At 72.6% G+C, this 13,335-nt stretch carries 6 protein-coding genes; 2 read left to right on the top strand and 4 right to left on the bottom strand.

The window, feature by feature from the left end; genetic code table 11:
* Positions 1–12: 12 nt before the first annotated feature.
* Both ACZ7CF_RS38435 and ACZ7CF_RS38430 read left to right on the top strand, forming a co-directional pair.
* Entirely contained in the window at positions 13–1,605 is a 1,593-nt protein-coding gene (locus ACZ7CF_RS38435; RefSeq protein WP_360401916.1) for a glycoside hydrolase family 13 protein, read from the top strand.
* Positions 1,606–1,654: 49 nt separating this feature from the next.
* Complete coding sequence (locus ACZ7CF_RS38430; protein ID WP_470372141.1) at positions 1,655–2,530, top strand: DMT family transporter; 876 nt, start codon at positions 1,655–1,657, stop codon at positions 2,528–2,530.
* Positions 2,531–2,534: 4 nt separating this feature from the next.
* Here the strand turns inward: ACZ7CF_RS38430 and ACZ7CF_RS38425 are convergent, their stop codons facing one another.
* The 4 genes from ACZ7CF_RS38425 to ACZ7CF_RS38410 form a co-directional block, all read right to left on the bottom strand.
* Complete coding sequence (locus tag ACZ7CF_RS38425) at positions 2,535–3,161, bottom strand: DUF8010 domain-containing protein (protein WP_360401910.1); 627 nt, start codon at positions 3,159–3,161, stop codon at positions 2,535–2,537.
* Positions 3,154–3,585, bottom strand: a complete 432-nt coding sequence (locus ACZ7CF_RS38420; protein ID WP_360401907.1) for an acyl-CoA thioesterase — start codon at positions 3,583–3,585, stop codon at positions 3,154–3,156. The genes ACZ7CF_RS38425 and ACZ7CF_RS38420 overlap by 8 nt, the downstream gene beginning before the upstream one ends.
* 119 nt (positions 3,586–3,704) lie before the next feature.
* A complete protein-coding gene (locus tag ACZ7CF_RS38415) occupies positions 3,705–8,645 on the bottom strand; it encodes an NAD-glutamate dehydrogenase (protein WP_470372140.1) in 4,941 nt (1,646 codons plus the stop codon).
* A gap of 333 nt (positions 8,646–8,978) precedes the next feature.
* Positions 8,979–13,328 (bottom strand): hypothetical protein, encoded by a 4,350-nt coding sequence (locus ACZ7CF_RS38410; RefSeq protein ID WP_470372139.1) that lies wholly within the window; start codon positions 13,326–13,328, stop codon positions 8,979–8,981.
* Positions 13,329–13,335: the final 7 nt, after the last annotated feature.

Below are 13,335 nucleotides of genomic sequence, written 5' to 3'. Positions count from 1 at the left end.
GGATGACCCCCCGTGCGACGATCCTCCGACCTCAGCCCCGAGATCGCCGAAGAGTCCGGTTGGTGGCGTGACGCCGTCTTCTACCAGGTCTACGTGCGTTCCTTCGCCGACTCCAACGGCGACGGCGTCGGCGACCTCGACGGCATCCGGTCCCGCCTGGGCTACCTCGAACTGCTCGGTGTCGACGCCCTGTGGCTCACCCCGTTCTACCGCTCCCCCATGGCCGACCACGGCTACGACGTGGCCGACCCGCGCGACGTGGACCCGTTGTTCGGCGACCTGGCCGCGTTCGACCGGCTGGTGGCGGACGCGCACGAGCACAACATCCGGGTGACCGTCGACCTGGTGCCGAACCACACGAGCGACCTGCACGAGTGGTTCCAGGAGGCCCTGCAGGCCGGTCCCGGCAGCATGGAGCGCACCCGCTACATCTTCCGCGAGGGCCGCGGCTTCGACGGCTCGCAGCCGCCGAACAACTGGACGTCGGTCTTCGGTGGTCCCGCGTGGACCCGCGTGCCGGACGGCCAGTGGTACCTGCACCTGTTCGCGCCCGAGCAGCCCGACCTGAACTGGGAGCACCCGGAGGTCCGCGCCGACCTGGAGCAGACGCTGCGGTTCTGGCTCGACCGCGGTGTCGACGGCTTCCGCATCGACGTGGCGCACGGCATGGCCAAGCCGGAGGGCCTGCCGGACATGGACATCCGCCCGCAGGCGCCGGGCGTGCTGAGCGACGACGCGCACGACCCGCGGTTCGACAACGAGGGCGTGCACGAGATCCACCGCATGATCCGCAAGGTCATGGACGGCTACCCCGGCACCATGGCCGTCGGCGAGATCTGGGTGAAGGACGACGAGCGCTTCGCCGCCTACGTCCGCCCCGACGAGCTGCACCTGGGCTTCAACTTCCGCCTGGTCGAGGCCGGCTTCGACGCCGACGCCGTCCGTTCGGCGATCGAGCACACGCTGGCCGCGGTGGCCCTGAGCGGCACGCCCGCGGCGTGGACGCTGTCCAACCACGACGTGGTGCGGCACGTGACCCGCTACGGCGGCGGTGCGCTGGGCGAGCAGCGCGCGCGGGCGATGACGCTGGTCGAGCTGGCCCTGCCCGGCGTGATCTACCTGTACAACGGCGAAGAGCTGGGCCTGCCCAACGTCGAGCTGCCGGACTGGGCCCTGCAGGACCCGACCTGGGAGCGCTCCGGCCACACCGAACGCGGCCGCGACGGCTGCCGGGTGCCGATCCCGTGGGAGGGCACCGCCCCGCCGTTCGGCTTCTCGACTGCGGTCAACACCTGGCTGCCGCAGCCGAACGAGTGGGACCACCTCACCGCGGAGGCGCAGCTGGAGGACCCCGGCTCGATGCTCTCGCTGTACCGGGAGGCCCTGGAGCACCGCAAGACGTCGCCGGCGTTCGGTGGCAACGAGCTCGAGTGGTACGGCGCCCCGGCGGGCTGCTTCGCGTTCCGGCGCAAGGGCGGCGGGCTGATCTGCGCGCTGAACACCTCGGGCGCGTCCGTGCCGCTGCCCCCTGGCCGGGTGCTGCTGTCGTCCGGTCCGATGGACGGCGACCAGCTGCCGCCGGACACCGCCGTGTGGCTGGTCTGACACCGCAATTCGTTCGACCGCGGCGGCGGGGCCGGTGAGGATGGCGGGCGTGCGTTCCCGTGGAGTCCTCGCCGTCCTCGCCGCCGCCGTCCTGTTCGGCACGACCGGGACCGCGCAGGAGCTCGGTCCCGGTGGCCTCGATCCGCTCGCGGTGGGCGCTGCCCGCGTCGTGCTCGCCGGGGCGGTCCTGTTCGCCGTCGCCCAGGTGTCGGGCGCTTACCGCGGCACCCGCTTCTCGTGGCCCGTCGTGGTCGCGGGAGCGGTCGGGGTCGTCGCCTTCCAGATCGGGTTCTTCACCGGTGTGCGGCTGAGCGGGGTCGCGGTCGGCACGGTCGTGGCGCTGGGCTCCGGGCCCGTGTGGGCGGGCGTCGTCGAGTGGCTTAGCACGCGCAGGACGCCGTCGGCGCGCTGGCTGGCCGCCACGGCGCTGGCGGTCGCGGGCGTGGCGGTGCTGACCGGCGGCGGCACCGGTGTGTCGTGGCTCGGTGTGGGGGCGTCGTTGCTGGCCGGGCTCGGGTACGGCGTCTACACGGTGGCCGGGTCGCGGTTGATCGCGCACGGCCAGCGTTCCCACGGTGCGATGGGGCTCATGTTCGGCGTGGGTGCGCTGGTGTTGGTGCCGATGCTGATCTGGCGGTGGCCGGGCGGCCTCGACTCCACCGGCGGCATCACGATCGCCGTGTACCTGGCGCTGGTGCCCACGGTGGTGGCGTACCTGCTGTTCGGTGCCGGGCTCAAGGTGCTGCCCGCCGCGACCGTGGCCACGCTGACGCTCGCCGAGCCGGTCGTGGCGACCGCGCTGGGAGTGCTGGTGCTGGGTGAGGAGATCACCGCGGCCACGGTCGCCGGCGGGCTGCTGGTGCTCGGCGGGCTGTCGTTGCTGGCGTTGCCCGCCCGGCCGGAGGTCGCCCTCGACCGCCGGTAGCGGGTCAGACGATCAGCGGCAGCATCGAGTGCCGGCGCCGCACCACGGCCCCGTAGCGCGCGTCGATCCGCAGCCACGAGTCCGTCGCGGTCACCCGCACCTCGCCGTCCTCGCCGAGGAAACCCATGCCGGACAACGCGAACAGGCACCGCAGCGGGATCTTCACGTCCAGCCCGGACCCGGTCACCGTCAGCACGACCTGGTCCAGCAGCGAGGCCGGTGGCGTGCCCTGCGGGCCGGTGTTCTCCCGCGCCACCTCGACGCCCTCGTCCGCGAGCTTCGCGACGACCTCGACCGGTAACCGGTCCACCAGCAGCCAGCCCTCCGCGGGCGGCAGGGCCGAGCGCCACATCAGGTCCTTGGCCGGTCCCGGGTCGATGCGCTCGTCGCGCATCACCGCGAGTCCGGTCAGCAGCTCCGACCCGGCCACCGTGACGTCCGCCGGGTTCGCCTGCCCCGCAACGGTCCGCGTGGCCAGCGTGTCGAACGGCGTCGCCACCCACGCGTCCAGCAGCTCCTCGTCGCGGTTGCGCAGACGCACCACCGTCTGCCCGTCCAGCCGCACCGCGCGCGCGGCGAACGCGCCGAGGTCGTCTCTCTCGGCCGCGTCGGCCAACACCAGCTCAGGCACCGTTACCTCCGGCACGCCAACCCGCGAGGAAGTCGCGTTCGGCCTCGGTCAGACGACGCGGGCGCGCAGTCGTCAAGTTGTAGGGAGCCATCAGCGTCTCCGCCTTGGCGACCACCGGGCTACCCGTTTCCCGGCCGCTCCGCACCACGTAGTCGAGGGTGAAGGACGCCGACCGCAGCTCGCGCACCGACATCTCCACGACGATCTCCTCGCCGGTGAACACGATCGGCGCGAGGTAGTCGACCACCAGCCGCGCCACGACCATGCCCTCGGCCATCTCCTTGACCCCGTGGCGGGCGGCCTCGGTGAACAGCAGCTCGATGCGGGCTTCTTCCAGCAGTGTCACCGTCTTCGCGTGGTTGATGTGACCGAACGCATCCATGTCCGACCACCGCGGTCGCACACCAGTGACGAAGACACCCATGCACGGACCCTACCGAGCAAACCCCGCCGCATCACGAGCGAGTCCCCTCGCGGAACGGGTGGAACGGCAGGGGCGCCGCGGAGAGAACTCCTCCGCGGCGCCCCTGTCGTCCGTGCCTGCTAGCGGACCATGCTCCGCACCTGCCGCGCGGCGACGGAGAGCGTGGCCAGGTCGAGCTGGTGGACCCGGTTGATCTCCTCCAGCGCGCCGCGGGAACGGGCCAGGCGCGAGGCGTTGGCCTGCTCCCACTTGGCGATCTTCTCGGCCGCCGTGTCGTCCTCGTCGCTCGCCCTCAGCACGTCGACCGAGATGGCCCGCAGCGACGTGTAGAAGTCGTCGCGCAGCGCGAGCCGGGCCAGCGCGTGCCAGCGGTTGCCGCGTTCCAGGCTCGTCACCGAGTCCAGCATGTGGTCGATGTCGAGGTGGTCGGACAGCGCGAAGTACAGCTCGGCCGTCTCCCGGTGGGTGCGCTCCGGGCCCGCTCCGCCGGTCGGGCCGAACTCGCGTTCGGCCAGCTCGGCGATCTCGGTGACGTCGAGCAGGCCGTACATGTAGAGCAGCGCGGCGACCTTGCGGGCCAGCTCCGCGGGAACGCCCTGTTCGACGTACCGCTCGGCCTTGCCCGCGACGACCGCCAGCTCCTTGCCCTGCAGCAGGTCGAAGGCCGACGGGCTCAGCTGCTCCACCACGCCGCGGAAGCGGCTGATCGTCGAGCCCACCGCGAGCGGCTGCGGGCGGTTCGACAGCAGCCAGCGCGACGCCCGGTCGAGCAGGCGGCGGGTCTCCAGGACCATGCTGTCCTGCACGTCCGTCGAGACCGCGGTGTCCAGCGCCTCGATCTCCCGCCAGATCGACGGCAGGTCGAAGACCTGGGTGACCACGGCGTACGCGCGCACCGCGTCCGTGGCCGAGGCGCTCGTCTCCTCGGCGAGGCGGAACGCGTAGGAGATGCCGCCACCGTCGACGACCTCGTTGACCACGACGGTGGTGATGATCTCCCTGGCCAGCGGGTGGTTCGGGATCGCGGCGCCGAAGCGTTCGCGCAGCAGGCTCGGGAAGTAGTCCGGCAGCTTGCGGGTGAACGTGTCGATCGTCGGGATGTCGCTGGCGAGCAGCTCCTCCTTCAGCGTGAGCTTCGTGAACGCGAGCAGCGTCGCGAGCTCCGGCGAGGTGAGGCCCTCGCCCGCCTTCTCCAGCGCCTTGAACTCCGCCGGGCTCGGCAGCGCCTCCAGCTGGCGGCTCAGCGCGCCGCGGGCCTCCAGGTCGGCCGTGAGCCGCGCGTGCACCGACAGCATCGGGGCGGCGTGCGCCCGGCTGACGCCCAGCACGTTGTTCTGCGAGTAGTTGTCCGCCAGCACGAGCCGGCCGACCTCGTCGGTCATCTCGGCGAGGACCTCGTTGCGCTGCTGCTGCTCCAGCGAGCCTTCCCGGACCAGGTGGTCCAGCAGGATCTTGATGTTGACCTCGTGGTCGGAGCAGTCGACGCCGGCGGAGTTGTCGAGCGCGTCGGTGTTGACCTTGCCGCCGGTGCGCGCGAACTCGATGCGGCCGCGCTGGGTCAGCCCCAGGTTGCCGCCCTCGCCGATGACCTTGACCCGCAGGTCGGCGCCGTTGACGCGGATCGAGTCGTTCGCCTTGTCGCCGACGTCGGCGTGCGACTCGATGGACGCCTTCACGTACGTGCCGATGCCGCCGTTCCACAGCAGGTCGACCGGCGCGAGCAGGATGGCCTTCTTCAGCTCCGGCGGGGACAGCTTCTGCACGCCCTCCGGCAGCCCCAGCGCGACGCGGGCCTGCTCGGAGATCGGGATCGACTTCGCCGTCAGCGGGAAGACGCCGCCGCCCTCGCTGATCAGCGAGCGGTCGTAGTCGTCCCACGACGAGCGCGGCACGGAGAACAGCCGCACCCGCTCGGCGAACGACGTGGCCGCCACCGGGTTCGGGTCGATGAAGATGTGCCGGTGGTCGAACGCGGCCACGAGCCGGATGTGCTCGGACAGCATCATGCCGTTGCCGAACACGTCACCGCTCATGTCGCCGATGCCGACGACCGTGAACTCCTCGGTCTGGGTGTCGAGGCCCAGCTCGCGGAACGAGCGCTTCACGCTCTCCCACGCACCCTTGGCCGTGATGCCCATGGCCTTGTGGTCGTAGCCGATGGAGCCACCGGAGGCGAACGCGTCACCGAGCCAGAAGCCGTAGCTCTGCGACACGCCGTTGGCGATGTCGGAGAACGTCGCGGTGCCCTTGTCCGCGGCGACGACCAGGTAGGTGTCGTCGGCGTCGTAGCGCACGACCTGCGGCGCGGGCACGACCTCGTTGTTGATCAGGTTGTCGGTGAGGTCGAGCAGGCCCGAGATGAACATCTTGTAGCAGGCGATGCCCTCGGACATGAAGTTCTCGCGGTCGATGCCGGGGTCGCCCGTCGGGGCGATCGGCTTCTTGACCACGAACCCGCCCTTCGCGCCGACCGGCACGATCACCGCGTTCTTCACGGCCTGCGCCTTGACCAGGCCGAGTACCTCCGTGCGGAAGTCCTCGCGGCGGTCGGACCAGCGCAGACCACCGCGGGCGACGCTGCCGAAGCGCAGGTGCACGCCCTCGACGCGCGGCGAGTACACGAAGATCTCGAACTTCGGCCGCGGTGCAGGCAGGTCCGGGATGGCCTGCGGGTCGAGCTTGACCGACAGGTACGGCCGGGCGTTGCCGTCGGCGTCGCGGAAGAAGTAGTTCGTCCGCAGCGTGGCGTTGATCAGCGTGAGCAGGCTGCGCAGGATCCGGTCCGCGTCGAGGCTCGTCACGTCGTCGATCAGCTTGCCGGTCTCGACGACCATGGTCTCGGTGCGGTCGGTGCGCGTGGCGTCGTCGAGCCGCGGGTCGAACCGCGCCTCGAACAACGCGACCAGCGCGATCGCCACGCTCGTGTGGCTGAGCACCGCGTCCTCGATGTAGTCCTGCGAGTACGGCGTGCCCGCCTGCCGCAGGTACTTCGCGTACGCGCGCAGCATCGCGGCCTGCTGCCAGGTCAGCCCGGCCTGCAGCACCAGCGAGTTGAACCGGTCGACCTCGGCCTCGCCGCGCCAGACGGCGGCGAACGCGTCCTGGAACCGCACCCGCACGTTGTCGAGGCCGGCCTCGGACAGCTGCGACAGCGCGGCCTTGTCGATGCGCAGGCCGAAGTCGTAGATCCAGCACTGCACGCCGTCCTCGCGCGCGATCTCGTACGGCCGTTCGTCGACCACGATCACGCCCATGCGCTGCAGCATCGGCAGCACGTCCGAGAGCGTGATGCCGTCGCCGGTCACGAACAGCTTGAAGCGCCGCTCCCCCGGCTCGGCGTTCTCGGGCACGTAGAACACCATGTCGAGGTCGCCCTGCACGAGCGCCTCGATGCGCCGGTAGTCCTCCAGGCCCGTGGAGGCGGGGAAGTCCTCCTTGTAGGCCTCCGGGAAGACCGCGGCGAACCGCTGGCCCTGCTCCGTGGCCGACTCGGCGCCCAGGTCGTCGCCGACGACGGCCTCGACCATGCGGTCGTCCCAGCTGCGGATGGCCTCGGCCAGCTTCAGCTGGATCGCGTGCGTGTCCGGCTCCAGCGTCCGGTGCGGGTCCGTGTGCACCATGAAGTGCACCCGCGCCAGCGCCGACTCGCCGATGCGCGCGCTGTACTCCAGGTTCAGCCCGCCCAGCTCCGCGAGCAGCACCTCCTGCATCGCCAGCCGGCTCGTCGTCGTGTAGCGGTCGCGCGGCAGGTAGACCAGGCAGGAGAAGAACCGGCCGTACGGGTCGCGCCGCAGGAACAGCCGCAGCCGGCGGCGTTCCGCGAGGGCGATGACCCCCGTCGTGGTCTGGTAGAGCCACTCCTCGTCCACCGAGAACAGCTCGGTGCGCGGGTAGTTCTGGATCACCTCCAGCATCCGCTGGCCCGAGTAGGACTGCAGCGGGAAGCCCGCGCGGTGGATCACGTCGCGCACGCGGCGCTCGATCACCGGGATGTCCAGCACGTCCTCGTGCAACGCCGTGGTGCTGAAGATGCCGAGGAACCGGTGCTCCCCGGTCACGTTGCCGGCGCCGTCGAACGTCTTCACGCCCACGTAGTACGGGTAGACGCTGCGGTGCACGCTGCTCTGCGCACTCGCCTGCGTCAGCACCAGCGGGTTCGGGCTCAGCGCCTGCGCGCCGTTGTCCGGCCCCTCGGTGAGGCTCCGCGCGGCGAGGCTGTCCTGCCGCAACACCCCGAGCCCGCTCGCGAGCACGGCCCGCAACGCCGGGTCGTCGTCCTCCTGCACGAGCTCGTACTGCCGGTAGCCCATGAACGTGAAGTGCCCGTCCGCGAGCCACCGCAGGAGCTTCGCGGCATCCGCGGACGCCTCGTCGGAGGCGCCCTTGTCCAGCTCGTCGGCCAGCTGCAACGCCGTCGACGCCATCCGGTCGGTGTCCTCGACGACCTCGCGGACGTCGGTCAGCACCGACAGCAGCCGGGACTCCAGCTCCCGCGCCCGGTCGGCGTCGGTGATGAGGTCGACCTCGATGTTCATCCACGACTCGGCGAGCGCGTCGGCCGGCGGATCGGCCGGGTCCGCGGTCGGCAGCACCTCCAGGCGCTCACCGGTCACCGGGTCGCGGCGCACCACGACGATCGGGTGCACCACCCGCTGCACCTGCAGACCGCCGCGGGTGAGCTCGGACGCGACCGAGTCGACCAGGTACGGCATGTCGTCGGTCACGACCTGCACCACGGTGACGGGGCACTGCCAGCCGTCCTGCGAGCGGGTCGGGTTCAAGATCCTGACCGCTGCCCTCCCGGGCACGCGGCTCTCGGCCAGCCGGTAGTTCGACCGCACCGCACCGACCAGGTCCACCGGGTCGTCGTCGTTGACTTCCTCGGCGGGCACGTGGCGGTAGAACAGGCGGATCAGATCAGCGAGTTCGGGGGCATTGGCGGCGGCCCGTTCGATCAGCTCGTCACGGACCTGCTCAGGACTGGCCGGTCGACTGCCGCCGTCCGCGGTGGTCACCGCGGAGACGTCGTCGGTTCGGGTCGGGGCTCCAGTCGAGGTCATCTTCAGGCGACTCCACGCTATCCGGCACCTCTGTGTGCCGGGTCCGCCTCCACCCTAGATGGGGTGGCGGCCGTCACCGGCAACGGGAGGGGCACTGTCGAACCACTGAATCGAGGGCTGAATCGAGTCACTTCACCAGTGATCCCAAGGCATTCCGCATGGTGGACGCAATCCCACGACGTGCACGAGCGACACTCGCCACACCTCCGTTCCTCCGTCTCATTCCGCACCTCTCACAACCGGGCGGCGCACCACCGCCGACCTGTTCGGCGCGGCCTTCCACCGACCGCCGGGTCCTCCCGGCAGTCCTGAGTGGATCTGTTCTCGCCGGACCTAGGTACCCGGCAGGGTCCAGCCGCCAACACCGTCGGTCTGAACACGACGGATCGGGCCGGTGGTCTCTTCCTCCGACGCGGTGCCCACGGGGACGATCGGGCCCGTGGTCTCCTCGCGGCTGGCCTCGACCGACAGGCCGCCGGGCGGGGTCGTGGGCGGGTTCCCCGACGTGTCCGCGGCCGGGACGGGGTGTTCGGTCGAGGGCAGCGCGGGCAGACCGAACTGCGCGTTCGCCCCGAACTGCGGCGCGGGCGAGCCGAACGACGGCTCCGCGCCGAACTGCTGCCCGGAGCCCAGCAGGTGGCCGGGGACGAACGGCTGGTCGGCGAACGACGGTCGACCGGAGCCGAACGGCGCACCGTCGCCGGACGGGAGGGGCTGCTCCTGGACCGGAGAGGGTTCCGGTACCGGGAGCTGGGGCAGCGCCAGGTCGGGCGGCAGCGGCTGGCCGGGGATGAACGGCAAGCCGGACTCACCCGGTGCCGGAGCACCGGTCGGCTGGTCCGGGATCAGCGGGTAGCCGTCCGACAGTGGCTGGTCCGGGATCAGCGGAAACGCGGGCGGTGTCTGGTCCTGCGTGGACGGGAGGCCCGGCTGCGGCTCGTCTTGGCCGAGCGGCACTGCGGGCGTCGGCTGGTCACCGTCCACGGTCGACCAGTCCTCAGTGGCCAGGTCGGCGGCCTGGAACTGTTCCTCGTCCTCGCGGCGACCGGTCTCGTAGGCGACCAGGGCCTCGGCCAGCAGGTCGGCCAGGCTCAGGTCACTCGGCTTGCGGCGGCTGCTCGGGCGGCCGTTCGACGGCTTCGCGGGCGTGTCCTCCGCCGGAGCGGGCGAACCGACGGCCTCGGTCGCCGCGGCGGGGTCGGCCTCGACGCCCGGTCCTGCCGTTTCGCCCAAGCTCTGCTCCGACGGCGCGGCGGCTGCGGACGAGAACCCGGCGGAGCGCGGGGTCCGGGCCATGTGCGCGTCGGGATGGAGCTGGACGGGAGCGGTCGGGAGGTCGGCTAGGTCGTCGTCGACGTCGGCAGCGCTCAGGAACGTGTTCGTCAGCAGGTCCGGCTCGGAGGGCCGCGGGACCTCGTCCGGCACGGGGACGGACGGCACCGGGTCCGGGACGGGCGGCACCGGCTCCGGCTCGTGCTCCGGGGTGGGGCGGGGCTGGGAGGGGTCCGGCGGCTCGGCGGGCTCCGGGTGTGGGATCGAGGACGTCGACCAGTCGGGCTTGGCGGACTGCGAGCGCGCCGCGAGGTCACCGAGGTCGAGGGAGCTGAAGTCGAGTTCCGGCAGCGTGAGCTCGGGCAGCTTCAGGTCCGGCAGGCTCAAATCCGGCAGGTCCAGGTCCGGCTCAGCAGGTTCGGGAGCCGGGGGAAGTGTCGGCTCGGCCGCCGGGAAGCCTGATGCCGGGGTGAAGAGCGGATAGGCCGGGTCGTCGACGTGCGGGCCGAAGTCGGGAGCGGCCGGCGGGCGGGAGAAGGCCGCCGCCAGGCCGGGGCGGGCGGTGCGGTCCGGCTGGTCGGGGTCGCCGAAGAAGTTCGGGCCGGTGGTCTCCGGAGGGGCTGACGGCTCATCGGAGGCCGCCTGCGAGGGCGGACTCGTGGAGAGGTCCGCGAAGAACGACTGAGACGTACCGGGGTCCGCGGCGTCCGCGGAGTAGCCGGGAACGCGCTCGTCGCGCAGCCGGTCCGGGGGGTCGACGCGCCACGACGGGGCGTCCGCCTCGGACTCGACCGGCGCCGAACGGGTGGCGTCGGGGGCACGGCGGCGACCACCGGCGCGCAGGCCCTGGGCCTTGAGCTTGTCGAGGACGCTCTCCTCCTGCGAGGAGGGCACGAACGGCGGCTGCGCGAACGGCGACCTGGTGCGCAGGGTGGCCTGGCGGTCGGGGTCCGCGACGCCGACCCCGGAGGCCGTGCCGTCCGGAGATGCGGTGTCCGGATAAGCGGTGTCGCCACCGGCGGTGTCGCCACCGGCGGCCGCGCGAGCAGCACCCTTGAGAGCGGCTTCCTGGCCCGCACTCTCCTGGTGCGAACCCTGGTGAAGGGCCGCTTCCCGGCGCGCTGCCTCCTGCCGCGCTGCCTCCTGCCGCGGTACCTCCTGCCGCGCAGCCTCGTGACGAGCGGACTCGTGCCGCACCGCCTCCTGCCGGGCCGCCTCCTGCCTTGCCGCCTCCTGCCTTGCCGCCTCGTGGCGCGCAGCCTCCTGCCGTGCGGCCTCCTCGCGTTCCGCGGAGGCGCGGAGGGCTTCCTGACGCGCGGCTTCTTCGCGCACGGCCTCTTGACGCGCAGCCTCCTGGCGCGCTGCTTCCAGGCGGGCGGCCTCCTGCCGAGCCGCTTCCACGCGGGCGGCCTGGGCTCGGGCAGCTTCGACGCGGGCAGCCTCACGGGCGGCGACCTCGCGAGCGGCCTCCTGAAGCGCCGCCTCCTGGCGAGCCGCCTCCTGTCGGGCCGCCTCTTGGCGAGCGGCTTCCTCCCGCGCGGCTTCCTGACGGGCCGCCTCCTGACGGACTGCCTCCTGACGGGCCGCCTCCTGCCGGGCGGCTTCCTCCCGAGCAGCTTGCTGGCGGGCCGCCTCTTGCCGCGCGGCTTCCCGGCGCTGAGCCTCCCGGCGAGCGGCCTCTTGGCGGGCAGCCTCCTGGCGGGCGGCCTCCTCGGCGGCCTGGCGGGCCTCGCGTTCGACCTTGGTGCGCTCCTCGGCGCGCGCCGCGCGTTCTGCCTCGATCTGGCGGCGGGCCTCGCGCTGCAACTCCATGAGCTGCTGCTCGACCTTGCGCTTGCGCTCCTGGTCGGCGCTCAACTGCGGCTCGGCCGGCGCGGGATTCGCCGACGGGGCATCCTCGGGCGACGCGGGGACGACGGGGATGACCTCGGTGGCGGCGGCAGGGATGTCGTCGATCTCGCCGGCGGCAACGCGGGCGGCGCGGCGGCGGCCGCTGACCATGGCGCCGGCCGAGGCGATGAGACCGGACGCGGGAACCGTGCGTTCCGAGACGGGCGGCGGCTCGACCGGGTCCGGGGTCTTGTCGCCGGGCTCGCCGAAGGGCTGGACCAAGCGCCAGCGATCGGCGGCGTGTGCTCGTGCCGCGGACAAACCCTCCACGGTCATGTCTTCGGCAGCCCGGCGTGCCCGCTTGACCTTCAGGCCGTCCGCCTTGCGGACCTGGACCGGGCGCCACTGCCGGAGCTGCTGCTTCAGGGCGGCGGGCAGGAGGCCGTCGGCGGGCCTGGTCATGCCCTCGATCGGGCGGAGCAGGTCCGCGAGCTGCCGGTGCAGGTCGGCGGGCTGGCGGTGGACGCCGGAGAACTCGGCGGCGAACCGGGCGCGCACGGCGTAGACGGCGCGGGCACGGCGGCGTTCCGCGGCGTGGGCGGAACGGAGGTTGGTGAGCGCGTCGGCGAGGTCACCGGCCACCTCGTGCACGTGCGCCAGCGCCAGCAGGCTCTCGGCGAGCACCGTGTCGAGCTGGTGGCGTTCGGCGCTGGTCGCGGCGTCGCGCAGCATGTCGCGGGCCACGGCGACCCGGCCGGCGGGCAGGTGCACCCGCGTGGCGAGGGCCAGGCGGAGCCAGCCCGCGGTGGAGGCGCCCGGTGCGCGCACCGGGCGGTCGAGCAGTGGGGCGCCGACCTCGGTCGCGTCGAGCATGCGGTTCGCGTCCATCAACGCGAGCGCCAGCTCCAGCGTCAGCCGGCCGTGCGCCTGGCCGCTGTCCGCCGACTGGTCGGCGAGCCGGCTCAGCAGGTCGAGGCCTTCGCGTGCGGCACCGATGGCGGCGGCGATGTCGCCCCACCGGCGGTGCTGCGCGGCCTGCACGGCGCGGATGAGACCGCGCAGCACCAGCCGCATGTCCTCGTCGAGCTCGGTGTCGGCGACGTAGAGCTGGTCGGCCTCGGCGAGCGCGCGGGTCGGCTCGTCGCCGCGGCCGACGGTGACCAGGCACTCGCTGGCCTGCACGAGAGCGGACGCCCGCAGCTCCGCGGGCACGTCCGCCGCCTCCAGGACGGGCATGACGGCTGCGAACCCGGTCAGCGGCGCGCCCACGGCACGCGCGCACGCCGCCAGCTCGACCCGCAGCAGCCACGCCGTCTCTTGGTCCCCGGCGGCCTCGGCCGCCTTCAGCGCGTCGAGTGCCCGGTCGGCGACCCGGACGCCGCGGCCCACGCGGTTGCCCGCGAAGACCACGAGCGCCTCGGCCCGCAACCGCTCGGCGTCGTCCTGACGAGCGGAGGTGAGCGCCAGCACGCGCTCACCCAGCACCAGAGCGAGCTCCGGTGCCCGCCAACGCAGCCGCCAGGCGGGCACGGCCAGCGTGCTCACCTCGACGTTCGCCTGCGTCTCGCCCCTCGCCGCCACGACGTCG

It is taken from the genome of Lentzea sp. NPDC036955, assembly GCF_055608005.1.
Note: the sequence above shows the minus strand (reverse complement) of the source record. Positions and strands in the feature narration are given on the sequence as shown.